22 protein-coding genes and 1 tRNA gene are annotated in these 26,002 nt (G+C 68.9%); 7 read left to right on the top strand and 16 right to left on the bottom strand.

All coding sequences use genetic code 11. The features are described from left to right. Nucleotides 1-58: 58 nt before the first annotated feature. Nucleotides 59-1,021: a tyrosine-type recombinase/integrase gene (locus ACW14X_RS00485; protein ID WP_457164327.1), complete on the bottom strand. Its 963-nt coding sequence runs from the start codon at nucleotides 1,019-1,021 to the stop codon at nucleotides 59-61. A gap of 101 nt (nucleotides 1,022-1,122) precedes the next feature. Here ACW14X_RS00485 and ACW14X_RS00480 point away from each other — a divergent pair, with 101 nt between their 5' ends. The 3 genes from ACW14X_RS00480 (at nucleotide 1,123) to ACW14X_RS00470 (ending at nucleotide 3,403) form a co-directional block, all read left to right on the top strand. Next, the gene (locus ACW14X_RS00480) at nucleotides 1,123-2,217 is read left to right on the top strand and encodes a hypothetical protein (protein ID WP_457164326.1); all 1,095 of its coding nucleotides are present in this window, start codon (nucleotides 1,123-1,125) and stop codon (nucleotides 2,215-2,217) included. A gap of 57 nt (nucleotides 2,218-2,274) precedes the next feature. After that, nucleotides 2,275-2,350 (top strand) — tRNA-Gly (locus ACW14X_RS00475). A 168-nt stretch (nucleotides 2,351-2,518) separates the two neighbouring features. Further along, nucleotides 2,519-3,403, top strand: a complete 885-nt coding sequence (locus ACW14X_RS00470) for a DnaJ domain-containing protein (RefSeq protein ID WP_457164325.1) — start codon at nucleotides 2,519-2,521, stop codon at nucleotides 3,401-3,403. Here ACW14X_RS00470 and ACW14X_RS00465 read toward each other — a convergent pair. Then, nucleotides 3,367-3,939, bottom strand: coding sequence for a 2'-5' RNA ligase family protein (locus ACW14X_RS00465; RefSeq protein ID WP_457164324.1), 573 nt, complete (start codon nucleotides 3,937-3,939; stop codon nucleotides 3,367-3,369). The genes ACW14X_RS00470 and ACW14X_RS00465 overlap by 37 nt on opposite strands. Before the next feature lie 75 nt (nucleotides 3,940-4,014). Between ACW14X_RS00465 and ACW14X_RS00460 the strand changes: the two genes are divergently transcribed. Further along, the gene (locus ACW14X_RS00460) at nucleotides 4,015-4,650 is read left to right on the top strand and encodes a class I SAM-dependent methyltransferase (protein ID WP_457164323.1); all 636 of its coding nucleotides are present in this window, start codon (nucleotides 4,015-4,017) and stop codon (nucleotides 4,648-4,650) included. A 27-nt stretch (nucleotides 4,651-4,677) separates the two neighbouring features. On the opposite strand, the gene ACW14X_RS00455 is transcribed toward ACW14X_RS00460, so the two are convergent. Genes ACW14X_RS00455 through ACW14X_RS00440 form a run of 4 tightly spaced genes read right to left on the bottom strand, consistent with a single transcriptional unit; the run spans nucleotide 4,678 to nucleotide 9,711 of the window. Further along, the gene (locus tag ACW14X_RS00455; protein WP_457164322.1) at nucleotides 4,678-6,513 is read right to left on the bottom strand and encodes a hypothetical protein; all 1,836 of its coding nucleotides are present in this window, start codon (nucleotides 6,511-6,513) and stop codon (nucleotides 4,678-4,680) included. Nucleotides 6,514-6,569: 56 nt separating this feature from the next. Beyond that, on the bottom strand, nucleotides 6,570-7,676 hold the full coding sequence (locus tag ACW14X_RS00450; protein ID WP_160023382.1) for a prenyltransferase: 1,107 nt from the start codon (nucleotides 7,674-7,676) through the stop codon (nucleotides 6,570-6,572). A gap of 7 nt (nucleotides 7,677-7,683) precedes the next feature. Continuing rightward, the gene (locus ACW14X_RS00445) at nucleotides 7,684-8,451 is read right to left on the bottom strand and encodes a class I SAM-dependent methyltransferase (protein ID WP_160023381.1); all 768 of its coding nucleotides are present in this window, start codon (nucleotides 8,449-8,451) and stop codon (nucleotides 7,684-7,686) included. 3 nt (nucleotides 8,452-8,454) lie between these two features. Next, the gene (locus ACW14X_RS00440) at nucleotides 8,455-9,711 is read right to left on the bottom strand and encodes a glycosyltransferase family 4 protein (protein WP_457164321.1); all 1,257 of its coding nucleotides are present in this window, start codon (nucleotides 9,709-9,711) and stop codon (nucleotides 8,455-8,457) included. 129 nt (nucleotides 9,712-9,840) lie between these two features. On the opposite strand from ACW14X_RS00440, the gene ACW14X_RS00435 reads away from it, so the two are divergent. Next, a complete protein-coding gene (locus ACW14X_RS00435; RefSeq protein ID WP_457164320.1) occupies nucleotides 9,841-10,458 on the top strand; it encodes a DUF1707 SHOCT-like domain-containing protein in 618 nt (205 codons plus the stop codon). On the opposite strand, the gene ACW14X_RS00430 is transcribed toward ACW14X_RS00435, so the two are convergent. The 7 genes from ACW14X_RS00430 to ACW14X_RS00400 all read right to left on the bottom strand — a co-directional run bounded on the left by ACW14X_RS00430 (nucleotide 10,455) and on the right by ACW14X_RS00400 (nucleotide 21,501). Continuing rightward, the gene (locus ACW14X_RS00430) at nucleotides 10,455-12,440 is read right to left on the bottom strand and encodes a phosphocholine-specific phospholipase C (RefSeq protein ID WP_457164319.1); all 1,986 of its coding nucleotides are present in this window, start codon (nucleotides 12,438-12,440) and stop codon (nucleotides 10,455-10,457) included. The genes ACW14X_RS00435 and ACW14X_RS00430 overlap by 4 nt on opposite strands. Nucleotides 12,441-12,484: 44 nt before the next feature. Then, a complete protein-coding gene (locus ACW14X_RS00425) occupies nucleotides 12,485-14,044 on the bottom strand; it encodes an ArnT family glycosyltransferase (RefSeq protein WP_457164318.1) in 1,560 nt (519 codons plus the stop codon). Nucleotides 14,045-14,144: 100 nt separating this feature from the next. After that, the gene (locus ACW14X_RS00420; RefSeq protein ID WP_350841375.1) at nucleotides 14,145-15,443 is read right to left on the bottom strand and encodes an MFS transporter; all 1,299 of its coding nucleotides are present in this window, start codon (nucleotides 15,441-15,443) and stop codon (nucleotides 14,145-14,147) included. 9 nt (nucleotides 15,444-15,452) lie between these two features. After that, nucleotides 15,453-17,099, bottom strand: a complete 1,647-nt coding sequence (locus tag ACW14X_RS00415) for an ArnT family glycosyltransferase (protein ID WP_457164317.1) — start codon at nucleotides 17,097-17,099, stop codon at nucleotides 15,453-15,455. Nucleotides 17,100-17,259: 160 nt separating this feature from the next. Beyond that, nucleotides 17,260-19,401 (bottom strand): excinuclease ABC subunit UvrB, encoded by a 2,142-nt coding sequence (gene uvrB, locus ACW14X_RS00410; protein ID WP_457164316.1) that lies wholly within the window; start codon nucleotides 19,399-19,401, stop codon nucleotides 17,260-17,262. A gap of 64 nt (nucleotides 19,402-19,465) precedes the next feature. Beyond that, entirely contained in the window at nucleotides 19,466-19,891 is a 426-nt protein-coding gene (locus tag ACW14X_RS00405; RefSeq protein WP_457164315.1) for a hypothetical protein, read from the bottom strand. An 8-nt stretch (nucleotides 19,892-19,899) separates the two neighbouring features. Next, complete coding sequence (locus tag ACW14X_RS00400) at nucleotides 19,900-21,501, bottom strand: hypothetical protein (RefSeq protein ID WP_457164314.1); 1,602 nt, start codon at nucleotides 21,499-21,501, stop codon at nucleotides 19,900-19,902. Nucleotides 21,502-21,754: 253 nt separating this feature from the next. Between ACW14X_RS00400 and ACW14X_RS00395 the strand changes: the two genes are divergently transcribed. Further along, nucleotides 21,755-22,612, top strand: coding sequence for a hypothetical protein (locus tag ACW14X_RS00395; RefSeq protein WP_457164313.1), 858 nt, complete (start codon nucleotides 21,755-21,757; stop codon nucleotides 22,610-22,612). A gap of 40 nt (nucleotides 22,613-22,652) precedes the next feature. Continuing rightward, nucleotides 22,653-23,396, top strand: coding sequence for a DUF4145 domain-containing protein (locus ACW14X_RS00390; RefSeq protein WP_457164312.1), 744 nt, complete (start codon nucleotides 22,653-22,655; stop codon nucleotides 23,394-23,396). 235 nt (nucleotides 23,397-23,631) lie between these two features. Here the strand turns inward: ACW14X_RS00390 and ACW14X_RS00385 are convergent, their stop codons facing one another. The 3 genes from ACW14X_RS00385 to ACW14X_RS00375 form a co-directional block, all read right to left on the bottom strand. After that, a complete protein-coding gene (locus ACW14X_RS00385) occupies nucleotides 23,632-23,955 on the bottom strand; it encodes a hypothetical protein (protein ID WP_457164311.1) in 324 nt (107 codons plus the stop codon). Between the two features lie 70 nt (nucleotides 23,956-24,025). Then, the gene (locus tag ACW14X_RS00380) at nucleotides 24,026-25,192 is read right to left on the bottom strand and encodes a sulfotransferase family protein (protein WP_457164310.1); all 1,167 of its coding nucleotides are present in this window, start codon (nucleotides 25,190-25,192) and stop codon (nucleotides 24,026-24,028) included. Beyond that, nucleotides 25,185-25,979, bottom strand: coding sequence for an SDR family oxidoreductase (locus ACW14X_RS00375; RefSeq protein ID WP_350841383.1), 795 nt, complete (start codon nucleotides 25,977-25,979; stop codon nucleotides 25,185-25,187). The genes ACW14X_RS00380 and ACW14X_RS00375 overlap by 8 nt, the downstream gene beginning before the upstream one ends. Between the last annotated feature and the right edge of the window lie 23 nt (nucleotides 25,980-26,002).

Here is a 26,002-nt window from a genome sequence, read left to right as displayed (position 1 = left end):
AACGATGACGGGCTTTCGGAAGGTTACCGCCGCGGAGGCGGGGTTGGGGAGGGATGAGTCAGTCGGCCAGGAAGGCGCCCAGGGCGTAGGCGGGGTGGCGGTCGAGGTTGTGGCGGCCGCGGTCGTAGCGGCGGGTGGTGCGGGGATCGGCGTGGCCAGCGGCGTCCTGAACGTCCTCGAGAGGTACGCCGGCCTCACGGGCCAGGGTGACGAAGGTGTGGCGGAGGCTGTGCGGGGAGAGCTTGTCGCCGTGCTCGATGCCGGCCTCGGTGCCGAGCCTGCGGATGAGCCGGAACGCCTCGGAGCGGTGCCAGCGGTTCCCGGTGCCGGTGATGAAGACCGGGCCGTCGGCCCGGGCGTCGAGGTAGGCGTCGAGCGCCTGTGAGGTCGCCGGGTTGAGGACGACGTCGCGCCGGGCGCCGCCCTTGCGGGTGATCGAGAGGATGCGGTGGCCGCGGGCGTGGCTGAGGTCGCTCACGTCGGCGCCCAAGGCCTCGGAGATGCGTAGGCCGTCGTGGAGCAGAAGGGTCACCAGCGCCGCGGCGCGGCTGGAGTTCTCCCGCGCGGCGGCGAGGAAGGCGCGCGCCTCTCCCCTGTCCATGCCGAGCGTCTGGGAGTCGTTGCTGGTCTTGGGGCGCTTGATGTGCTCGGCCGGTGAGGCGCTCAGGACGTCCTCCGCCACGCCGTAGCGGTAGAAGCCGGCGATCGCGGAGAGTCGTCGCGCGATCGTCGCGGGGCTGCGCCTCGACTCCAGATGCCGGGCGTAGCCGTCGACCATCGCCCGGTTGGCGGCGAGCGGGTCGATCTCCAGCGCGGCGCACCAGCCGAACCAGTCGGCGAGGTCGCGTCCGTACGCAGCGCGGGTGTGCCCTGCGTAGGAGAGCAGGAACCTTCTGGCGAGCGCTTCGGCCCTCTTCTCCTGGGGCAGCTCCCTCAGGTCTTCGAGGAACAGCTCTCTGACGGATTCCGTCACGGAGAGGTCTGTTGTGGGGGTCTGCGGACGGTGCTCGATCGCGCTCACAGGCACACATCATAATGCCGGTTATGTTGTGCGTCTCGCCGGGATCTCATTTGAGCGGAATTTAGTCTTCGTTACGTCTTTCGTCACGCTATGCTGACGTAATGACGGAAACGATTGCTGTCGACGAGAAGCTCTGCCGATTCCCTGGCTGTCCGCTGCCCGCGGCGGCCTCGGAGAGCGGAAGCGGCCGGCCGCCGGAGTACTGCGACGACCCCGCCCACAACCGAGCCGCGGCCTGGCGGGAGCGGAAGCGCCTGCAACGGCTCGTGGAGACACGGGATCCCGAGGAGACCGCGCGACCGGTGCAGGCCGCCCAGCAGCGGGCCGCGGAGATCACCACCCAGCTGACCCAGCTCGCCGACAGGTTCCTCGACCAGCTCCCGAAGGCGCTGGAGGAGCTGCGTACGCTCGGCGACCTGACCGCTGCCGAGGCCCAGATCGCGACCGTGCAGAGCGAGGCACAGGAACAGATCGCCGCCGCGAGCGCTCGCGCCGTGCGCGCCGAGCAGGCGCAGCGTACGGCCGAGGCGGAGCGCGACGAGGCAGATGCCGCTGCGGCAGAGGCGTTGGAGGAGTCGGAACGCTCAGCCGAGATCCTGCGGGAGGCACTGTCCGCCACGGCCGCGGCGGAGGAGTCTCGTCAGGCCGCACAGGCGGCGCGGGAGCGAGCGGAGTCCGACGCGGCGGCCGCGGCGAAGACCGCCTCCGCGACGATCGCCTCCCTCGAGAAGCGTCTGGAGGAGACGGCCACGGCGCGCGACGCCCTGGCCGAGAAGCTCGAGAAGCTGCAGGCCGAGCACGCCTCGGCCCTGCAGCGCCGGCGGAGCGAGACCGCGCGTGCCGACCACGCCGAGAAGGCGACGGCACGGCTCCAGGAGCAGCTGATCGCCGAGAAGAAGGCCGCCGAGAAGGCGGCGGCGAGTGCGGAGGCGACGATCTCCGGGCTGCGTACGCAGCGCGACGCCGCCCGCGAGCAGATCGACGCCCTGCGCGACCAGGTGGCCGACCTTCGCGGGAGCGAAGCGGCGGCGAAGGCGGATCGCGATGCCACCCGCGCCGAGCTGGACCGAGAGCGCGCCCACGCGAGCGAACGGCTCGAGGACCTGCGGGCGGCACACCAGGCCCAGGTCGCGCAGCTGGTGGAGCAGATCGAGCGGCGTACGGCATCACCCGAGCTGCCGGAAGAGGGTGCGTGACACGCGGGACCCCAGTTGGAGCTCAACGGACCACATCCGCTACTGTTCTTCTCGCAAGCGGACGTAGCTCAGTTGGTAGAGCGCAACCTTGCCAAGGTTGAGGTCGCGAGTTCGAGCCTCGTCGTCCGCTCCACTGCGAGGGCCGCCCGATCGGGCGGCCCTCGGTCAATTTCCCGTGGCGAAACCAGCATCTCGCCGCAACTGCTCTAGGATTTCACTGTTCTGGGAATCTTGTGCACCGGGTGTGGATCAGCCCGGAGGCGAAGCCGACAACCGAAGGACTGTGCGTGGGGGGCGTTGAGTGAGCGGGAAGTTCATCGACGCCTATGCCGTGCTCGAGATCGGTCCGGACGCGGACGACGCGGCCGTCCGAGCTCGCCATCGTGAGCTCGCCAAGCAGTTTCATCCCGACCGTGGCGGCCGTGCCGCCGACGGCGAATTGATGATGCGCATCAACCGGGCGCGCGACGTGCTGCTCGACCCGGTCGCCAGAGCCACCCTCGACGAGGAGCTCGCCCGGCGCCGCCGTAAGGCCGCTGCCGCGGCGGCCGCAGGGAAGCCGACCGCGTCTGCTTCTCCTACCCCGCCGCTCAGCCGCGACCGGCGCTGGCGAGCCGAGTGGGGTGCCACGACCCCGCGGCCCGCCCCGGCACCCGGAGGCAGCTCCCCGGCCCCGGTCCCGCCACCGGCTCGGGTGCGCCCCTCGGCCAGCCGGCTGCGGCAGGCCACGCGCCAGGCTCGAGCGGCCAACGCCGCGCTGTCCTCGCGCCAGCGAACCGCGGCGCCGAAGCCTCCTCCCCCGGTCACCGAGCCGCCTCCTGCTCCGCCCGCAGGCCAGCCGACGATGACGGCCCAGCCCAGCGCGCCGCAGCCCCCGAACCCTCAGCCGGTGGTGCCGCAACCTGCCCCTCCGCAGCAGCAGACCGCACCGTCGCCGGACAAGCCGACCAACGCCTGGTCGCTCTACGCAGTGCCGCTCGACGCGGTCTCGGTCGCGTCGCTGCTCGCCAGCGTGCTGATGTGCGGCCCGCTCGGCTTCATCCTCGGCATCATCGGCCTGGCCCGCACCGCCGACGACAAGCGTCGCGGCCGTTGGGCCGCCGTCGCCGGCATCGCCATCAGCAGCCTGGCGATGCTCGTCGCCGTCGGCTACGTGATGCAGGCGATGTCGGCACCTGGACCCTGACGCCGGGCTTCGCCCAGCGGCCACTCGGCGATGGTCCGGCAGCCGTGGTTCGCGTACCACTGCAGGCTGACCCGGTCCGCGTGACATCGTGCAGGGAGGAACGACGCCAGGGACGTACGTGTCGAGTCGAGGTCCACTCCCCCCGCGATGTGGTCGACGGTCAGGTGCGGCACTGGTTCGAAGAGTCCGTCATAGGGCGGGCACTGCGGGAACGCCGCACCCAGCTCGGCGCTCAGCGCCGCGAAGGGCTCGGCAGGGTCAGGGTGCAGATAGATCGTGCCACCGGCGAAGAGACGTACGTCGTCCAGCACGAAGTCGAACGCCACTGCCGCGGCCGCGATCTTCCCGACCCGCTCCAGATCGTCCGTCGTGGGTGCGGCCAGAAACGGCGCGAGCAGCGTGATGTGCGCGTGTACGAACGCGGGGTCCGCGGAGACGAACGAGTCGTCATAGTGGCGCGTCCGCTCCAGGACGTACGCCTCCAGCTCCGGCACCGGGACGACGAGCACCGAGTGTCCGGTGGAGGATCTGCTCATGGCGGGATTCTCGCGGGCACCCCAGGTCGATGACCACTCGGCGCGGACCGCTCGCCACTCGGCTAAGGTGCCCGGGTGTCTACGCCTGAGATGCCCGCCGAACTGCTCAAGCACGCCCTCGACGCGACGGGGTTCATGCCTCCCGAGGAGGGCACGGCACTGTTCGAGTACGCCGTGGAGCGACTGCCGCACGGACCGGCCGTCGAGATCGGCACCTACTGCGGGAAGTCGTCGGTCTATCTCGGCGCCGCGGCGAAGCTGACCGGAGGCACGGTGTTCACCGTCGACCACCACCACGGCAGCGAGGAGAACCAGGCGGGCTGGGAGCACCACGACACGACCCTCGTCGACGAGCGCACCGGGCGGCTGGACACGCTGCCGACGTTCCGGCGCACGATCGAGCAGGCCGGCCTCGAGGACGAGGTGGTCGCGGTGATCGGTGCCTCGACCACCGTGAGCCGGTGGTGGACGACGCCGGTCTCGCTGCTCTTCATCGACGGCGGCCACGGCGTGGAACCCGCGCAGCTCGACTACCGCGGCTGGGCGCCGAAGGTGATGCCCGGCGGGCTGCTCCTGGTCCACGACGTCTTCCCGGACCCGGCCGAGGGCGGCCGCCCGCCGTACGAGGAGATCTACCTCCCCGCGCTCGCCTCGAAGCAGTTCGAGGAGATCGACGCGGTCGGGTCGCTACGCGTGCTGCGACGCCTCTGACGCCGGCTACGAGTCTGCTGGCGACGTTTACGGGAATCTGAGCGGGAGTCCCTCTGTCGCTCGCTTGCCTCCCATCGCCCACGTATTCAAGACAATGACCACTGCGAGCCCAGCCATCACCGCAGCAAACTCGCGACTGTGAATGCCGAGCCAGAGTGTGGTCGACGCTCCAACGACGGCGCTGACAGTGACCGCCAGCAGCAGACGGCGCCACCAGTACGGTGGCAGGTCAGTAGCCATCGACCGGTTGGGCTCCCATGGCGTCCCAAGGCGGTCTTCTCCGTGCGATCGCCCTCTCGGAAACAGGATCTGGCCGTCCGGCAGCACGACCGCCACGCGTTTGTCCGTGTCAATCTGGCCGAGCACGTGCACAGCTCGCGGCTCGTCGAGGTTCTCGATGCCCGGTTCCCAGCTCACCCTTTGCGCGACTGCCGCTCGCCGGGGTGAGGTATCCATCAGCCAGAGCCACGGACGGCCGAACTCGTCCCGCGACGCCGATGCCCGCGCCCGGCTTGGCTGGTTCCTCAAGGTGGCCAGCACGTTCGACCACCAACGCGACCACGCGATCCCGTACCCCATCAGCACGGCAAACGCCGCCAACTGCAGAGCGAAGTAGTCGTCGCTGGCCGCCGTTTCGCTCGGGTCCGCGGGGTATCCGATGCCCGGTTCTCCGTCCGACGCATAGCGGACGTCGAACGGCGTGCCCACGACGTACGTCTCATCAGCGTAGATCTTGAACCGCTGTACGAACGTGCCCTCAGGACTCTGCCAACGAACTCGGACGTCGCCGCTGTCACCGATGCCATCTTCGATCACGACGCCGGTCGCGATCTCCTCAGCGGCGGCGCTCTCGTGCGCGAGACTGGATCGCTGCCAGAGCCCGTACCCGAAGGCTGCGCCGGTGACCATGGTCGTGCCGATCATGGCTAGCGCGGTCAGCCGCAACACGTGGGCACTCCGCTGAATCCTCCATCGAGTCGGACCCGGAGCGAGAATCATCCTGAAGCAGAGGAACAGCGCTCCGGATGCGGCAGCTGCGGTCAACCCCGAATGGATTCCGAATACCGGACCGATCAATCCACCTGCCACTGCCGAGAAGAGTCCCGTCTGCGCCATGGCATGAACCAGCCACCCCATCCGCGGCTCGTCGCGGTAGTCCGACACCGCACCCCAGCGCCGGATACCGGATCCAGGTGGCTGGTGGCGAAGCGAACCGAGCGGCGTCCAGCATCGTCCCGACGGTCCGACCACAGTGACGCGCCTGCGTCCGTGGAGCGAACCGCGGACTTCGAGGGTGGAAGCATCGGACACCTCCTCCATGTCTCGCTCCCAGGTCACCAACTGCCAGGCCGCTACGTCCGTCGGTTGCGAGCGGTCATGAAGCTTGAGCCAGGGCCGTCCGCGTCGATCCGACCACACCGACACTGACGCAAGAGTGGATGCCCGACTCCGAGAGACCAGCACCGCGCCCCAACGGAACAGCCACACGACCAGGACGATTCCGACGACGGCTAGGGCGAATGCGCCAATGAGGTCGAACCCATCCTGGTAGGAACTCTCGTACGGGTCCGAGAACACGGGCTGCCAGTCAGGGTGGTTCTCGTCATAGCTGATCTCGATCGCAGCGCCATCGGTGTAGATGCTCGGGACGTACGCAGGGAGATCATCGACGTGCGTCTTGCCGTACAAGTCGACCCACTCGACGGTTACCTCCGACTCAGTAGTTGCAACGACCGTGGCCGAGACCGACGTCAGCGATTCATCAAGCCGGTGTGACTGCCACAGGGAGTAGCCGACGAGCGGCCCCAGGAGGACCAGCGGACCGACGAGACCAAGGACGGTGAGACGTAACGCATTGCTCATAGCAACCGCGGACACTAGTTCGTGCGCGGTCCCTGCGCGTGATTGTCTCCAAAGCGTTAATGGGCTGACGCGACCGCGTCCGTCTCGCACCCACACTCCAGCGCCAGCTCCTCGAACGGAGCGGCGAGGGAGGTGCCGCGCATGATGGCGGAGCCGGGGGTGGACCCACCGTAGCGTTCCCCCAGCGCGTCCGCGGCCAGGATGACGGCGGCGGCGGTGAAGGTGGAGTGCTCCTCGGGCCAGTAGGCGTTGGGGTTGGGGTTGGGGTAGTCGGGCGACTCGTAGACCCAGCCGGTCCAGTAGCCGCCGTCGTCGGCACGCATGTGCTGCATCTCGGTCAGCAGCCGGAGCGCGCGGCGGTGGTCGCCGATGTTGTCGAGGGCCATCGCCAGCTCGCAGGTCTCCGCGCCGGTGACCCACGGGTTGGTGTCGACGCAGAGGGCGCCGAGGCCGGGGCGTACGAAATGGTCCCAGCGCGAGGCGATCAGGTCGTGCCCGTCGGCACCGACGACGGCGCCGCCGAGGACCGGGTAGTACCAGTCCATCGAGTGGTGCGACTTGTCCTCGAACGAGTCACGGTGGTGGCGCAGGGCGTGACCGAGCCGGCCGCCGACGATCTCCCACTCCGGCTGCGGGTCGTCCATCAGGTCGGCCAGAGCGACCCCGGCGCGCAGCGACTGGTAGATCGAGGACGAGCCGGTGAGCAGCGCGAACGGGTCGCGCGGGGTCCAGGCGATCCCGCCGAAGGGCAGCTGCAGGCCGACCACGAAGTCGAGTCCTGCGCGCACCGAGGGCCACAGCCGCTCCACGAACGCCCGGTCCCGGCGGATCAGCCAGTGGTGCCAGAGCCCGACGGCGAAGTAGGCCGACATGTTGGACTCGCCGATCGTCTCCACCGCCGAGCCGGAGACGATCTTCATCGGCCAGGACCCGTCGCCGTTCTGCAGCGACGGGATCCAGTCGTACGCAGCCTCGGCCTCCTCCACCAGGCCACCGACGAGCAGGCCCATGGCCGCCTCGACGTGGTTCCAGATGTCGGTGTGCTGACCGGGGACCCACGGGATCGCGCCCGACGCCTCCTGGGCGCGGGCGATCGACCCGGCCGTGGCGACGATCTGGGCAGGGGTCAGCACCCCGTCGACGTACGGGATCTCGACTCTCATCCGCGAATCAGGCGGCCGAGGTGGGGTCGGTGGCGATGGGGCCCGGCTTGCGGAAGTAGAGCACCATGCTCTTGCCGATCATGGGGTCGAGGACCTTCCCGGCGAGGCGCAGCGGCAGCGGGTTCTTCATGATCTCCCAGACCAGGATCTGGTGGTACGCCTTCACCAGGACGTGCTTGTCGTTGTCGACCCCGACGGCCGACTTCAGCCACCAGTAGGGCGCGTGCAGGCCGTGGGCGTAGGACTTGCCCTCGAAGATCATCGCCTCACCAGGGGTGCCGTCGTTGGGCCGGCCGGCCTTGGTGACCTTGTCGATGAGCTCGTGGTCGGTGTAGATGCGGATGTGGCCGCCGGTGGTGTTGTGGTAGTCCTCGGAGAGCTTCCAGTTGACGACCTCGGGCAGCCAGCGCGGCACCGAGATGGCCAGGGTGCCACCGGGACGCAGCACCCGGACGAGCTCCTTGATCGCGTCGACGTCGCGGTGGATGTGCTCGAGCACCTCGGCGGCCACGATCCGGTCGAACTCGCCGTCGGCGAAGGGCAGCGACAGCGCGTCGCCCTCCTTGACCTCCGCGTTCGCGCCCTCGGGGACCTCGTCGCGCATCGCGAAGAACCAGTCGCTGACCTTGGCCAGCTCCTCGGCGTCCTGGTCGAACGCGATCACGTCGGCGCCGCGGCGGTACATCTCGAAGGCGTGGCGGCCGCCGCCGGCGCCCATGTCGAGCACGCGCTCTCCGGCCTGAAGGCCAAGGCGGTCGAAGTCAACGGTGAGCACGGCTCACTTCCTCTCGTCTGTGGTGAACTCGTCGATGGACTGCTGATACAGGGCCGTCATCCGCTCGGCGACGGCGTGCCAGGAGAAGTGCTCCTCGACGCGGGCGCGCCCGGCGGCCGAGTAGCGGGCCCGGCGCTCGGGGTCGTCGAGCAGCGCCGCGATGGCCTGTTCGAGCTCCTCGGTCTCGCCCGGGGTGACCTGCTTCGCGCACAGGTCGTCAGGACCGACGACCTCGGGGATCGCGCCGGCGCGGGAGACGACGAGCGGGGTGCCACACGCCATCAGCTCGGCGGTGGGCAGTGAGAACCCCTCGTAGAGGGAGGGCACGCAGGCGATCTCCGCGGAGCCCATCAGCTCGACGAGCTCGGCGTCGGAGATGCCGTTGACGAAACGTACGTGGTCCTTGATCGCGAGCTTCTCGATGAGCTGCTCGGTCGGACCGCCCTTCTTGGGCTTGGAGACCAGGACCAGCTCGAGATCCCGTTCGGTACGCAGCTTGGCGAAGGCCTCGAGCAGGAAGGCGATGCCCTTCAGCGGGGCGTCGGCACTGGCCATGGCCAGGATGCGGCCCGGGGTGCGCGGCCCGGCTGGAGGGACGAACTCCTCGGGTACACCGAGATGCACGGTCTGCACCCGCTCGGAGGGGACGCCGAAGTCGGTCAGGATGTCGCGCTTGGAGTTGTCCGAGGGCGTGATCACGTGCCGCAGCTGCGAGGCGACCTTGGCCTGCATCTTCACGAACGAGTACCAGCGCCAGACGCCGAACTTCTTCTTCCAGCCCTGCGCGCTGTCCAGCTCGATGCGCCGGTCGAAGGAGATCGGGTGGTGGATCGTGGTCACCAGCGGCAGGCCGACCTCGGGCTCGATGCTCAGCAGCGGGGTGGCCAGGGTCTGGTTGTCGTGGACGATGTCGAAGTCGCCCTTCCGCTCCTTCAGCACCTTGAGGACGCGCTTGGCGAAGGTCAGCGGCTCGGGGAAGGCGCCGGTGCGCATCCGGGCCCACTCCTCGACGTCGACCAGGTCGCGCAGCTCGGAGAGCTTCGGGTTGCCGAACGGGTTGGGCTCCTCGTAGAGGCCCAGGCTCGGCACCTTGGTGAGCGTCACGCCCTCCCCCAGGAGGTCGAGCTCGGGATAGGGCTGACCGGAGAAGACCTCGACCGTGTGCCCGAGCTTGGCGAGCTCCCGACTCAGATGGCGGATATAGACGCCTTGACCGCCGACGTGCGGCTTGCTGCGATACGACAGCAGAGCGATCCGCATCCGCCACCTCCCTCAAACCTAGGCAGAGCAAAACTAGAACGTGTTCTATACTAGCAGGTAGCCAGCGCGAGTCACTCTAATGCAGGCGCTTCACCAGACGGTGTCGGGCTTGGCGTCTAGGCTGGTGGTGTGGAGGGTTTCTGGACCCGGTTCCGCCTCGACCCGAGGCAGGCCGACAACGCACGTATGCGCGCCTCCGATGCCGATCGGGAGGTTGTACGCGCCGTCCTCACCGATGCCTTCGCCGATGGCCGGCTGACCCGCGAGGAGCACGAGGAGAGGGTCGACACCCTCTTGGAGGCTCGTACGCTCGGAGAGCTGCCCGCTCTCGTCGACGATCTCGTGGTCGCCGAGCCCGCTCCCGGCGAGCCCGGGGCGAACCTGCCCGAGACGCTCGGCTTCCGCGAGCAGGGCGCGGCTGCCTACCGCAAGGAGCTCCAGGAGGCGCTCGCCACCTTCTTGATGGTCAGCCTCATCACCTGGGGCATCTGGCTGTTCACCTCGGCCCCCGACGGACATCCGTGGCCGATCTATCCGATGCTCTTCCTGGTGGTCAACCTGGTCGGCACCGGCGTACGCCGCGAGGCGATCGTCCAGCGCGAGGTGCACCGCCTCGAGAAGAAGGCCGCCAAGAAGGCGGCGAAGAAGGCGGCCAAGGCCGAGATCGAGGCAGCCCCCGAGACAGCTGCCCCGATCATCGACCCGCCGGCCCAGTCCGAGAAGGACCGGCCCGACGGTCCCGCCTAGGCGCCCAGCTGCGGGTCGCTCACGGAGGGACGTCCGTTCTCCAGGTGGCCGGCGAACCCACGTGCCCAGGTGGTGCCCGGGAGCGTGAGGGTCAGGTCGTACCAGCCCCCGGTGGCACGGGTGTCCAGGTGGCGCGAGCGGATCTCGCCGGCGTACGCGCTGGTGATCTCGGCCTTACGAGGCGCGGTCACGGTGAGTCGCTGCGAGCGGCCCTCCCGCCGCAGGTTGGCGGGCGCGGGGTCGGCGCCCGCGGTGCCGGCGTAGGAGCGGAAGAACCCGTTGGGCCCGTGCAGGTGGATCACGTAGTCGCCGCTGACCGGCCAGCGCACGGAGAGGGTGTCGCCGGCACCGACGGTGTAGCTGTGCGGCGCGCCCTCCGGGGCGAGCAGCCGGGCCTGGAAGTGGGCGCCGACGCTGCCGGTGTTGTGGATCTCGACGGCGATCTCGCCGACGGCGGCGGTCTCGACCACCTCGAGCCGGTAGGGCGTCGGCCGAGCCGGGCGGGTGCCGCGCTCCTGCGTCGGCATGGACCCGTTCGCCGGCGCCTTCGGGACGTAGTCCGGGTGGCGCTCCCGGTCGGCGGGCTCCCACCCACTCGTGTCCGGGAGCACGGGCGGCTCGGCGGTGCGGGAGAAGTCGAACGCCGAGGTCAGGTCCCCACACAGGGCGCGGCGCCAGGGCGTGATGTTGGGCTCGGCGACACCGAAGCGCTCCTCCATGAACCGCAGGATCGAGGTGTGGTCGAAGGTCTCCGAGGAGACCCAGCCGCCGACGCTCCACGGGGAGACGACGAACATCGGCACCCGCGGCCCGAGACCGTAGTGGCCGTCGCCGTGGGAACCGGTGTAGAGCTCGTTCTCCGTCGAGACGGTCGACTCCCCCGGCACCAGCGGGCTGTTGATGTGCGGCGGAACCAGGTGGTCGAAGAAGCCGTCGTTCTCGTCGTAGGTGATGAAGAGCGCGGTCTTGGCCCACACCTCGGGGTTCGAGGTGAGCGCGTCGAGGACCTTGGCGATGTACCAGGCGCCGTAGTTGGTCGGCCAGTTCGAGTGCTCGGAGAACGCCTCCGGTGCCGCGATCCAGCTGACCGAGGGCAGGTTGTCGGCCTCGACGTCGGCGCGCAGGATCTCGAAGTAGTCCTGTCCGTCGATCGCGCGGGTGCCGGTGCGGGCCTTCTCGAAGAGCGGGTCCCCGGGCTGGGCGTCCTGGAACCTGTTGAAGTAGAGCAGCGAGTTGTCGCCGTAGTTGCCGATGTAGGCGTCCTTGGTCCAGCCCCACCAGTTGTCGCCCTCGGCGTTGAGGCCGGTGCCCTCGTCCTGGTAGACCTTCCAGCTGACCCCGGCCTTCTCGAGCCGCTCGGCGTAGGTGGTCCAGTCGTAGCCGGCCTCGTCGTTGTAGAGCACCGGCCCGCCGCCCTTGCCGTCGTTGCCGGTCCAGCCCGAGAGCATGTAGTAGCGGTTGGGGTCGGTGTTGCCGATGAAGGAGCAGTAGTAGGCGTCGCACACCGTGAACGCGTCGGCCAGCGCGAAGTGGAAGGCGGCGTCCTGCCGCTGGAGGTACGCCATCGTGGTGGTGCCCTTGGCCGGCACCCATCGGTCGTAGCGACCACCGTTGATCGCCTGCTGGCCGTCGGGCCAGCTGTGCGGGAGACCCTCGAGGAAGGCAGCTCCGAGGTCATCGACCTCGGGATGGAATGGGAGCAGCTCGCCGTCACCGTTCGGCTGGTGCCACACCGACTTGCCCGACGGCAGGATCGCCGGGTGCGGGTCGCCGAAGCCGCGTACACCGCGCAGGGTGCCCAGGTAGTGCTCGAAGCTGCGGTTCTCCTGCATCAGCACGACCACGTGCTCGATGTCGCGGATCGTGCCGGTCCGGCGGGCGGCGGGGATGGAGGCGGCTCGCGCGATGCTCTGGTCGAGCATGGTCAGCGCAGCTGCGCCGCCGGCGAGACCTAGGAACCGACGACGATCGATGTCAACCACAGATGCTCCTTGACGTGGGGGTGGAGGGCCACCACCATCGCGGCTCAGATGTTCACCGCGGCAACAGGTGACTGGTCCTCAGATGACCGGCTGGCGAAGAGTTCCCCGTCCGGCCGTAGCCGGCGGCGCAGCTGCGCGGTGACGTACGCGGCGACGACGAACATGACCAGGTCGGCCGCGATCAGCGCGAACAGCCAGGACGCGTCCGCCGGTCCGTCGATCCGCTGCTGGATGTGGAGGTGGGCGACCATCGCCGAGACGATGAACCCGACGCCGGCATAGAGAGTGATGCGCAGATCCACCCGCTCCTCGTCGGCGCCGCGCACCCAGTGGCGGCCGACCCGCAGGATCGCGAGCGAGGTGAGAGCCGCGATCACCGGCAGGAACGGCACCGCGTAGCGGGCGTGGATCCAGCCTCCGCCGGCGTGGAACGAGGCCAGGTTGACGATGATGATCACGCAGTAGATCCCCATCAGCGCCCGCACCGCCACCTCCAGGCGGCGCTCCAGGACGGTCGGCTCCGGCCCGGGGATCACGACGCGGCGCATCACCCCGTCCGGCCTCGGCCGGGCCTTCGCGTTGACGTCGAGCACCATGCCGGTGACCGTGAGCACCAGAGTGGCCGCGGCAGCGAGGATCCAGATCTTCGGGATGACGTCGTCTGCCCACAGCGCGCCGTAGAGGTGCAGGTAGAGCTCGGGGTTGACCAGCTGGAAGAGCGTGTCGCCGTGGGTCTGGCGGGAGAACTTCTCGAAGAGCGCCGCGGAGGCGGTCGGGTCGCCGTAGAGGACGATGTTGCGTACGTAGAACCAGCCGATCACGACCACCGGCGCCAGCCCGATCCGGATCGCCAGGCCGACACCCCGACGGAACGTACGCAGCGTCGGGTCGCGCAGCCACAGCGCGGCCAGCACGCAGGCACCCAGCACGAGCACCGCCACCAGGCCGGTCGAGCGGAAGCTGGCCGCCGCGACGCCGGCGACCGTCGCCCAGATCAGCCGGTCGCGGGTGACGCCGTCGCGAACCATCCGGAAGCCGAGGAGCAGGGTGAGCGAGGCGGCGACCGTGCCCCAGCCGTCGTTGTAGATCGCGCCGCCGTCGTAGGTCACCGCGCCACAGCCGAGCACCATCGCCGCGGCGAGCACAGGGACCACCCGTCGCCTGGGCACCAGCTCGCGCGCCAGCAGCCCGACCAGGATGATGCTCAACGCGTAGCCGAGCGCGTTGAGCAGCCGCATCCCGAGCAGCGTCACCCCGACCCCTGCCCCACCGCCGACGGCGTCACCGAGCCAGACCAGCGGCAGGCTCATCACGTAGAAGAGCGGCGGGTGGTTGGCGACCCAGATGTCGCGGCGTGGCTCGTCGAGGCCGAAGAGCGCCTCGGCGAACTGCGGATAGCGCACCGGGTCGGCCGGGGTGTTGGTGTCGATCGTGGGCAGGACGCCCTGGGACAGGACGATGGCGTAGGCGGCGTGCTGCTTCTCGTCGGCCTTCAGCAGCGGCGGCATCCCGATCGCGTACTGCGCACTCATCGCGAAGCCGAGCACCCCGAGCAGGAGGAGGCATACGGTCACCTGGGACAGCGAGCGCGTCGGCGTGAGCACCTCGACAAGCTAGTGGGCCGGGGTGCCGTTCAGCCGCCACCGCGGTTTGCGGTCAGGTGACGAGTCGGCGAACTGTGCGTGGTGCCTGGGGTGGCCGCGCTCAGTCGACGACCATCGAGGACCCGGCCGCGACCTGCTCCCGGGTCGTACGCCGCCGCACGTCGCGCCGGTGACGCCAGATCTGCACCACTCCGAGGCCCCAGAACAGGTACTGCACCGACATCGCCCAGCGGAACGCCTCCGGCGTGTAGGCGGTCGAGTCCCCCGGCGTACGCCAGTCGAGGATCCAGCCGACCAGCACGATCACCAGCAGCGCGGCGACGAAGCCGCCCTGGTTGATGATCCCGCTGGCGCTCGCCATCCGCGCCGGCGGGTTGCTGGTGCGGCCGACGTCGAAGCCGATCATCGAGGCCGGTCCGCCGAAGCCGACCACGGCCATCAGGAGCAGCAGCACGGGCAGCGGCGCCTCACCCGGCCAGGCGAGCACGAGCGTCCACACCGACACCAGGGCGGCGATCATCGTCAGCGCCACCGTCGAGCGGTGCCACGGGTGACGTCCGGCGAGCACGCCCATCACCGGGCCCGCGGCCAGGGCGGCGACGACGGTGACCGAGAGCAGGGTGCCGGCGAGGGTGTCGGAGAGCCCTTCTGCGGTCACCAGGAACGGGAATCCCCACAGCAGCCCCATCAGGTGAGAGCTGAACGGGGTGGAGAAGTGGATCCAGAAGCCCAGGCGCGTGCCCGGCTGGTACCAGGACGCCTTCAGGCTCCGGCCGAGCTCACGCGGTTTGAGGGAGGTGCCTCGGCGGTGTCGGTCACCGGGTCCGTCGTGGACGAAGAGGCGCAGCAGCACGAGAAGCACCGGGCCGATCAGCGCGGCCGTGAGGTAGGCCCTGGTCCAGCCGAGCTGGCCGAGCGCCCACGTCATCGGGACCGCTGCCGCGATCGCGCCCAGCTGTCCGACGGTGCCGGTGAGCTGGCTGACCAGCGGCACCTTGCGGGCCGGGAACCACGACGGCACCAGCCGCAGCACGCAGATGAACGTCATCGCGTCGCCCATCCCCACGAACGTGCGCGCGAGCAGCGCCAGCGGGTAGGAGTCCGCGAACGCGAACCCCGCCTGAGCGAGCGCCAGGATCAGTGCGCCCGCGGAGAGGACCGTACGCGAGCCGAACCGGTCGACCAGCAGCCCGACCGGCACCTGCATGAGGGCATAGACGAGCAGCTGCAGCATGACGAAGGTCGCCAGCTGGCTGGCGCCGATCCCGAAGCGCTCGGTGGCGACCAGACCGGCGACCGCGAGGCTGCTGCGGTGGAAGACCGCCAGGCCGTAGACCGCGAGGGCGATACCCCACACGAGCCATGAGCGTGCGGACGACTGGGGGTCTTCGTGGCTCACAGAGAGAGGTTACGGCGCCTTCGAGCTCGTCGAGATGCCGGTGGTCTCTCGTGGACGGCCGGAGGCGACCTCGGTCACAGGCCCGCTCGCCACGTGCGCGGCGAGGGTGCGCGGAGTGTCGAAGGTGCCGGGGCGCATCCGCCGGCGCAGCTCCGTGGCGACGTACGCCGCGACCGCGAACATCACCAGGTCGGCGGCCACCAGGGCGACGAGCGCGAACGTGCTGCTGACCGGCCCGTCGACGTACTGCTCGGTGTCGAGGTGGCAGACCAGGCCGACCACCATGAAGGCCAGCGAGACGCCCAGGCCGATGCGCAGGTCGCGTGCCTCGTCGAGCGCGGTCACGCCGGTTCGCGAGCCGGTCGGGACCCGCAGCGGCAGGAGCCGCCCCAGCCGGAGTGCGGCGATCCCGGCACCGGCGGCGAGGAAGGGCAGGAACGGGACCGCGTAGCGAGCGTGGATCCAGCCACCGCCGGCGATGAACCCGGCGACATTGATCAGGATCAGCAGGCAGTAGCCTCCCAGCAGCGCCCAGATGGCCAGGTCCTGGCGGTGCTGCATCGTGCTCTGCGGGGCGAGGCGGATGCGCCGCAGGACTCCCGTACGACGCGGGTTGGCCTTCGCAGCAGCGTCGAGCACGAGGCCGGCCAGGGTGAGCGTCAGCACGATGACGGCTGCCTGGCTCCAGGTGTTGGCGATGTTGCCGTCGGTCCACAGGCTGCCGAGCAGGTGGCCGTAGAACTCGGGGTTCACCAGCTGGAACAGTGTGGTGCCGTTGGGCTCGCGCCCGAACTTCTCGAAGAGCGAGCCCGACGCGGTCGGGTCACCGTAGAGCTCGATGTTGCGCACGTAGAACCAGCCGAACACGACCACCGGTGCCATGCCGATGCACGCCGCGATCCCGACGGCTCGCCAGAACGTACCGCGCAGGAACGTACGCAGCGACGGCTCTCGCAGCCACATCGCCACCAGCACGCAGGCGCCGAGGAAGAGCACCGCGACCAGGCCGGTCGAGCGGAACCCGGCGGCCGCGACGCCGACCGCGGCTGCGGCGATCAGGCGCTCACGGGTCACGCCCTGGCGGATCATCCGGAACCCGAGGTAGAGCGTCATGAACGCCGCCGCGGAGGACCAGCCGTCGTTGTAGATCCCGCCGCCCACGAAGGTCATCGCGCCGCAGCCGATGCACATCGCCGAGGCGATCACCGGCACCGCCGGGCGTCGTGGCACCAGCTCGCGCGCCAGCAGGCCGACCATGATCGTGGTCAGGGCGAACCCGAGAGCGTTCAGCAGACGCATGCCGAGGAGCGTCAGGCCTGGCGAGCCGACCGCGTCGCCCAGCCAGACGAGCGGCAGGCTCATCGCATAGAAGAGCGGCGGGTGGTTGGCGACCCAGATGTCGCGGTGGGCCTCATCGGCTCCGAAAAGGCTCTCGGCCAGCTGCGGGTAGCGCGCCGGGTCGTCGGGGATGTCGGTGTCGATCGTCGGCAACGTCCCTTGGGACAGCGCCACCGCGTACGCCGCATGGGCCCGCTCGTCGGCCTTGAACAGGGCTGGCATCGCGATCGCCACCTGGGCGCTCATCGCGAAGCCGAGCACACCCAGCAGCAGGACGCAGATCGTGGATTGGGACATCGAGACCCGTGGAACAGTCACATTCACGACGTTAACGGGCGAAACTGACGAGACACACGAGCCAGGGCTCACGGTCGGTGAACAGCGCGCGACGGGCCGGTAGCCGACGGTTGACGCAACTCCCCGCTGGTCGAGCCGGATTCGTTCGTCCCTCACGAATCCGGCTCGAGACGCAGAGGTCCTACTTGGTTGCTTCCATCATCTGCCTGAGCTCCTTCTTGAGGTCGGAGATCTCGTCGCGCAGACGGGCGGCGACCTCGAACTGGAGCTCGGCGGCGGCGCCCTTCATCTGCTCGGTGAGGTCGCCGATGAGCTGAGCCAGGTCGGAGGAGGGGAGGCCGACGAGGCCACGCTCGCGGGCCTCGCGGGCGGCGTCGCCGAGCATCGGGGTCGGCGACTTGGCCGTGGTCTTGCCGGCGCGGCCCTTGGCCTCGGTGCCGGCCCAGGTGTTGAGCAGCTCCTGGGTGCTCTCCTCCTCGCGGGCGAGCATGTCGGTGATGTCGGCGATCTTCTTGCGCAGCGGCTGCGGGTCGATGCCGTTGGCCTCGTTGTAGGCCATCTGGATCGCGCGGCGGCGATTGGTCTCCTCGATCGCCGACTCCATGGAGGGGGTGATCTTGTCGGCGTACATGTGCACCTGGCCGGAGACGTTTCGGGCCGCACGGCCGATGGTCTGGATCAGCGACTTGTCCGAGCGCAGGAACCCTTCCTTGTCGGCGTCGAGGATCGAGACCAGCGACACCTCCGGGAGGTCGAGACCCTCACGGAGCAGGTTGATGCCGACCAGGACGTCGTACTCCCCCAGCCGCAGGTCGCGGAGCAGCTCGATCCGCTTGAGCGTGTCGACCTCGGAGTGGAGATAGCGCGTGCGGATCCCGGCGTCGAGGAGATAGTCGGTGAGGTCCTCGGACATCTTCTTGGTGAGCGTGGTGACCAGGACGCGCTCGTTCTTGGCGACCCGGTCGTTGATCTCGCCGATCAGGTCGTCGATCTGGCCCTTGGTCTGCTTGATGATCACCTCGGGGTCGATCAGGCCGGTCGGGCGGATGATCTGCTCGACCACATCGGGTTCGCCGCCGTCGCGGCTGACCAGGTCCAGCTCGTAGTTGCCCGGGGTCGCGGAGAGGTAGATCGTCTGGCCGATCCGCTCCAGGAACTCCTCCCACTTCAGCGGCCGGTTGTCCTGGGCGCTGGGCAGCCGGAAGCCGTGCTCGACCAGGTTGCGCTTGCGGGACATGTCGCCCTCGTACATCCCGCCGACCTGCGGGACCGCGACGTGGGACTCGTCGACGACGAGGACGAAGTCCTCCGGGAAGTAGTCGAGCAGACAGTTGGGCGCCGAGCCGCGCTCGCGGCCGTCGATGTGCATCGAGTAGTTCTCGATCCCGGAGCAGGAACCGACCTGGCGCATCATCTCGATGTCGTAGGTCGTACGCATCCGCAGCCGCTGCGCCTCGAGCATCTTGCCCTGCTTCTCGAAGGTGTTCAGCTGCTGGTCGAGCTCGGCCTCGATGCCGTTGATCGCGCGCTCCATGCGCTCGGGGCCGGCGACGTAGTGGGTTGCGGGGAAGACGTAGAGCTCTTGGTCCTCGGTGAGGACCTCGCCGGTGACCGCGTGCAGTGTCATCAACCGCTCGATCTCGTCGCCGAAGAACTCGATCCGGACCGCGTGCTCCTCATAGACCGGGAAGATCTCCAGGGTGTCGCCGCGCACCCGGAACGTGCCTCGGGTGAAGGAGAGGTCGTTGCGGGTGTACTGGATCTCCACCAGCCGCCGCAGGATCGAGTCGCGGTCGTGCTCCTCCCCCACCCGCAGCCGGATCATCCGGTCGACGTACTCCTGCGGGGTGCCGAGACCGTAGATGCAGGAGACAGTCGAGACCACGATGACGTCGCGCCTGGTCAGCAGCGAGTTGGTGGCCGAGTGGCGCAGCCGCTCGACCTCCTCGTTGATCGAGGAGTCCTTCTCGATGTAGGTGTCGGTCTGGGGGACGTACGCCTCAGGCTGGTAGTAGTCGTAGTAGGAGACGAAGTATTCGACCGCGTTCTCCGGGAAGAGCTGGCGCAGCTCGTTGGCGAACTGGGCGGCGAGGGTCTTGTTGGGCTGCAGCACCAGCATCGGACGCTGCAGCTGCTCGGCGGTCCAGGCAACGGTCGCCGTCTTTCCGGTGCCGGTCGCGCCGAGCAGGACGACGTCCTTGACGCCGCCCTGGATCCGCTTGGTGATCTCCGCGATCGCGGTCGGTTGGTCACCGGAGGGCTGGTAGTCGGAGACCACCTTGAACGGGGCGACACGACGCTCGAGATCGGTGACTGGACGCATGAGGTCCAGGCTACTCGGGACCACCGACAGTCTTGGCGTCCCAACATCCACGCCGATGCTGCGGCTACTCGCGGCGACGAAGCCCCATGACCACCGCCGCCGTCCGGACCAGGCCGACGATCGGCCCGAACGGCAACGCGAAGCCCCACCAGTAGGCGATCTCGAACGGGAGCACCGCGAACGAGAGCCACCCACCGAGACGCGGGCGCGACCACAGCAGGAAACCGACCACCGCCTCGGCCGCGCACACCGCGGTGAACCCGGCCAGCAGCAGGACGCTCGTCGGGATGCCGACATCGACGAACGGACCGTAGCCGTACGTCGGGAAGCCCATGAAGGTCCACACCTCGTCGTGGGTCGCGAAGTAGTGGGTTCCGTACGCGGCCGGGATGCCGAAGCCGATGGCCAGCAGACCGGACAGCAGTGCGGCGGTCCTGCTCCAGACCGTCGATGCCGCGCGGTCGGAGTCGGGGAGGACGTTGGCGGTCATGCCGACACTCAACCGCGCCCGGCGCCGCGGAGAGCGAGTAGTGCGCTACCTGTCCCGGACGAGCGCGTGCCGGCTCCCGAAGCATCACTGCGCGGCCACCAGGCGAGCGGCAGTGCCACCGCGGCGACCGCGCAGAGAGCGCCGATGAGCAGGATGACGTACGCCACCGGGCGGATCTCCGGAAGGATCAGGTCGCGACCGAGCCCGATCTGAGTCTGCACCCACACGGCGAAGGTCGCGGCCGCCAGCCCGACCAGGAACGCCGAGACGACGGCCGCTGCGATCTCCTCGCGCCGGCGGATCTCGCCCCACGGCACCGCGTCGACGATCGCCAGCAGGCCCACGGAGAGCACGATCGCGATCAGCGGCATGACCGTCATCAGGTAGCGCTCGTGCGGGTTGCCGCCGCCGGAGCGGAACTGGGCGAGGTTGACGACGATCACGAACGCGTGCGCGATCAGCACGAGCAGACCGACGGTCGCCACCGAGGGGACCCGGGGAGCGCTGACGACGAGACCCCGCTCGCGACCGTGGTCCCGTAGACGCGCGACGACCCCCAGGACCAGTCCGAGCAGTGCGACGAAGGTGATGGCGTCGATCACCCAGTGCAGCGACGTGCCGCGCAGCTGGAGCGGCACCCACAGATGGTCGTACCAGCCGTGCCAGAAGCGGGGCGCGGTCATCACCTCGAGCCAGGTGTCGACCTGCACGCGCTGGTAGCGCGACAGAAGCGCCGAGCTCGCGGTCGCGTCGCCGTAGAGCACGATGTTTCGTACGTAGAACCAGCCGATCGCCAGGCCCGGCACTCCGGTGGCGATCGCGGTCAGCCAGGTCGCCCGGCCGAAGCCCTTCCAGGTGCGGTCGCGGAGCAGCAGCGTCAGCCCGAGCGCGGCGCCACACATGATCACCGTGATCACGCCGGGCGCCTTCGTCGCGGCCGCCAGGGTGCCGGCGACCGCCATCACGAGCATCCGGTTCCGGGTCACCCCGAGGCGGAGGATACGTAGCGTCGCGAGCACCGTCAGCGACGAGGCCGCGACCGACGGGCTGTCGTTCATGATGAACCCCGCCGCGATCGCCAGCACCGCCGGTGAGGCCGTGATCGCGGTGGCGAGCATCGCTGCGGCCGGGCGCCGTGGGGTGACCTCGAAGGCGATCAGACCGACCAGGAACACCAGCGCCCCGTACGCCAGGGCGCTCATCGCCCGCATTCCGGCGATCAGCACCTGCGGGCTGTCGAGCACGTCGGCCAGGGCGACCCACGGCACGCCGAGGAGGTAGTAGAGCGGCGGATGGTTGGCGGTCCAGATCATCCGGTGGCGATCGAACTCCTCCCGGTTCGCGCCCTGGGTGATCTGCGGGAAGCGCTCGGGGTCCTGCGCCACCGGCGTGTCGATCGTCGGCAGGTCGCCGCCATGGAGCGAGATGGCGTACGACGCGTTCGGGCCCTCGTCCCGCGCGTGGTACGACAGCGCTTGGGTGGTGGCGACGTAGAGGCTCATCGAGGCCGCGAAGGCGGCCAGCAGGGCGAGCACCGTGACCAGCCTGGCCGACGGCCTGGCAGGCGCCTCCGTCTGCTCGGCGCTCAGCACCGCAGCGGCATGACTCATCACGTGGCTCCCGTGGGTTGGGCGGCATCATGAGCCGCATCCCCCCATGAGCTCGCGTCGCACGGTAGGGCATCTCGGTGGAGCCCGGGTGGACGCCTCGCAGGATCAGCGGGTGAACGCCTGGCGAACCTCGTCCTCCGTAGGATCGGGCTGCCTACGCTCTCATGATCAAAGTTGGGCAAACCGACAGTCCGATCACCACCGGTGCCCCCGATGTGCCCGGCGTGTCGGCGCACATCAGTAGCCTTCTCCCGTGGCGAACCTCAACAACCCGGCCGGTCGGCTCCTCTACTGGCTCGAACTCGGCGACCAGCGCCCCAAGGGTGAGTCGGCCATGGGTCAGTGGTGCGTAGTCTTCGGGCTGGACGCGAGCAAGGTAGGCGATCGCGCCGAGTGCGCACGTCGAGGCACGATGCTGGCTGCCCTCGGACAGGCCGCTCGACGCGAGGCCGAGCAGTTGCCCGAGATGTTCCAGCCAGCAGTCATGCTCACCCATTTCAACGAGGTCGAGTCTGCGCTGGATCAGTTCACGATCCTGCCGAGCACGACCATGCAGCAGATGTTCGCGCAGATGCAGGGCACGGGCTGGCAGTCCCTCCGGATGCTCGACGCGATCCTTTCGACGCAGCGCCCCGAGCACGTGATCGATGAGGGAACCAAGGAATCCTTGATCGAGCAGGTACGCAGCCTGATCGATGAAGTCACCGACGACTCAGACCTGGCACTCGACCTCAAACAGTTCATCCTGCGTCGGCTCGAAGAAGTCGAGCGCGCCCTGCGGGAGACTCTTCTCACCGGCACATACCCGGTCGAGCAGGCCACTGACGCGCTGATCGGGGCGATGCGTCGTCGCCCGGACATGTGGGATCGGATTGCGCAGACGAAGTGGGCGCCGCGTCTCGGCAAGATAGCTGGAGCACTGTGCCTCGCCCTCGGGTCGGCCGGCGGGCTTCCCGCGCTGATGCCGGGCGACGCGCCGCAGCCGCCCGCGATCCACACGACTGTCGAGATCGACACCGACGTCACTGAGATCGTGCCTGAGCCAAAAGACGAGGACATCCACGAGGCTGAGATCCTGGAGGATGAAGACGGCGAGGCCGACGCCGGATAGGCGTCGAAGCGCTCAAATGTGTTGCCCACCCTGACAATATGTGGGCAAGGCCAGTCAGTGTCTCGTCGGATCCTCCAAGCCCAAGGCGAGCAACCCCGACACTTTGCCAACACCGGGAGACCCCACCGGACCGTGCCCTTGGTGCGGGCGCGTCTCCAACTTCCAGGTGCAGAGCAACGGCATCCTCTCCTTCAGGAGTAACCCTCTCGGCGCTACCGCAGATCGGAAACTCGCCACGCTCACCTGCCTCGGCTGCAACAAGGGGACGGCGGTTGTCACGGCAAATGATCCGACCGACGGCCTGATGTGGTGGCCAGCCCCGGGCATGGGCATCCTCGACAAGCAGGTAGACGCAGGCGTGGCGTCGGCATACGACGAGGGGATGCGCTGCCTGAGCATCGGGGCGAATCGGGCCGCCGCAGTCATGTTCCGTTCGTCTCTGAGCCTGTTCGTGAAAGACAAGGGAAGCGAGAAGGCCAAGAAGGAACGGCATCTCAAGAACGCCCTGAAGCACATGAAGGATGACGGCGACCTGCACAAGTCGCTCTGGGACTGGGCCGACCACCTGAACCAGTTGGGCAACGAGGGGGCTCACCCCGAGGACTACGACGACGTGACCGCCGACGAGGCCGAGGGTCTCGGCAAGTTCGTGCGGCACCTGATCCGACACGAGTACGAGATGCCCGCGCAGTTGCTTCGTGATCAGGGCCTGCTCAACGATGACGACCCCGAGGACGAGTCCGGGCCCAACAACGAAGAGACCCCCGCGCCGATCATCATGTAGTTCGGACCCGAAAAGGCAGCGCCGTATCTAGGTGAGCTTCACTAAGGCGGCCACGGGTGCTGATCGGCTACACCTACAACGATGCCGCAGTTGGTGTAGCGGTCTCCTCGGGAGCGACAGCATGGGTGAGCGGGTCTTCCAGACGCGCTCGAAACTACTTCCCAGACATTCAGCCGTGGCCGGCCGCTCAGTAAGCGATCAACTCTTCGCGAAGGCTGCTCGCCAGCGGCGAGTTTCACGTACGGCGTCCCCTCAAGATTCGGGCCACGGACCGGCGGGACTTGGCGATCCGCACCGTGGGTGCGAAGCCCATCGCGCAGATCGCGGCGTGCATCTGCTCCCGGTCCGTCACGACTGACTCGAACTCATCGCACGACAGCGCGTTCTCCGCAGGGCGCTTGAGCGTGAACATGTGTTGCCCGTTCACGGTGCGCAGGCGTACGAAGGAGACGCCGCCTTTGCTGTCGCCGTAGGACCAACCAACCGGCGCGTACGCCTGGTCATCCTGGAAGACGCCACTGTCCAAATCGACGCCCCGCCCTTTGACAGCCACCAGCAACGACTCGGTGTCCGTACGCGAAACTTCACCTCGACCTCACGCACGCCCGCACGGTACTCCACACCCAGACTCAGAGCACGAACGCCGCGCGTACCTCGTCCTCCGTCAGCCCGTAGTCGGCCAGGCTGTAGTCGTGCTTGGGCCGGGCGCTGCCCGAACGCGACTCGGCGTCGATGCGGGCGACCTCGGCGCGGGCGGCGTCGCTCCAGGGGATGTCGAAGTGGGCGTAGATGTTCTCGACGGTGCCCACCGGGTCCTTGACGAACCCGCGGTAGTCGACGTCGAGGAACTGCGCCGGGTCGTACCTCTTCCGGGTCTCACCGAACGAGCGCCACGAGCGGGAGAGCATCTCCAGCTGAGTCTTCCCGATGGTCTCCCCGACGAACGTGGTCGACATGCCCGCGGTCGCCTCGGCGGAGAGCGAGCAGCCGGAGGCGACCGAGACGACCGGGTCGCGGTGGGTGACCACCACGAGGGCGTCCGGGTAGACCTCCATCAGCGCCTCGAGAGCGACCAGGTGCGAGGGGTTCTTGAGGACCCAGCGCTTGTCGGTGTCGTTGAGCCCGATGAGCTGGAGGGTACGGCGGTGCAGCTCGTACGCATCGCGCCAGTCCTGCTTCGCCAGCCAGGCCGAGTAGCGCGGGACGTGGGCCAGCGACTCGAACGAGATCGACTTGCCGCTCTGCCGCAGCACCCGCCAGCACTCCTCGACGCTGGTGGCGTCCATGTAGTGGATCCCCATGAACTCAGGGTTGGCGACATGGTGCTGCCGGTAGGCGCCCTGCAGCGCGTTGAAGACCGGGTCGTGCTCCCAGGTCTCGCGCGGCGGCCGCGGCTGGGGGAACTCGGTCAGCCAGGTCTCCAGACCCTGGTGCGCCGGGTCGGCGGCCAGGAGGCGGTGCAGGGCGGTGGTGCCGGTGCGGACGAGCCCGGTGACGAAGATCGGCCGCTCGATGCGTACGTCCTGGTGCTGGGGGAACTCCGCGAGCCGGGCCTGCGTCATCAGCCGGCCGACGAGGGCCGACTTCACCTGGGCCCGGTGGAAGTAGTTGCCGATCGGGGTCAGCCCGGCCTCGGGGCTCGCCAGATCCTCGACGAGCAGCCGCAGCCCTTCCTCGTGGTCGGTCCCGCCGAAGGCGCTCAGCCCGGTGGTGCGGGTGGCGGCTGCGCAGATGTCCTCGTACGTCCCGACGTCGGCCCGTTCGCGCGGTGCGGTCTCTGTCGCGGAGTCAGTCATGGAACTCCCCGCAGTCCACGTTGAGCACCGTCCCGGTGACCGCGGAGGCCAGGTCGCTGCCCAGGAACAGCGCCGCCCGGGCGACCTCCTCGGGGGTGGCGAGCCGCTTCAGGTCGGTGGGGGCGGCCTTCTCGGCGTACACCTCCTCGTGGGTGCGCCCCGACTCCGACGCCATCCAGTCGAAGTAGGCCTTGTTGACGTCCTCGTAGATGTAGGACGGCGCTATGGAGTTGACCCGGATGCCGCGCGGGCCGAGCTCGGTGGCCAGCGAGGAGGCCAGGTGGGCGAGCGCGCCCTTGGAGAGCTTGTAGCCCGCGAACTCCGGCTGGCTCTGGTAGAGCACCGCGGAGTTGATCATCACGATCGCGCCGCCGGGCTTGTCCGGGGTGGCCGCGAGCGCGTCGGCGAAGAGCGCCGAGAGCCGTAGCGGGGCGTACACGTTGGACTCCTGGGCCAGCCGGAGCGCGTCGAGCGGGATCTGGGTGAGCGGGTCCATCGGCGGGATGCCGAAGGCGTTGTTGAGGAGTACGTCGACGCGGCCGAACTCCTCCAGCGCGGCATCGACCAGGTGCCGGCGCGCGTCCTCGTCGGTGATGTCGGTCGGCACCACCAGCGCACGTCGTCCGTGCTCCTCGATGACGCCGGCCATCTTCTGCAGCCGCTTCTCGGTGCGGCTGGCGAGCACCAGGTCGGCGCCCATCAGCGCGGCCTGCTCGCCCAGCGAGCGGCCGAGGCCGGGGCCGACCCCCGAGAGCACGACGACCTTGCCATCCAGGAGTCCAGTCATGGCGCCTAGAGTAGAACGTGTTT

This window comes from Nocardioides sp. YJ-D4 (genome assembly GCF_054031495.1).
The sequence above is the reverse complement of the archived record's forward strand: the minus strand, read 5'-3'. Positions and strand labels throughout refer to the sequence as shown.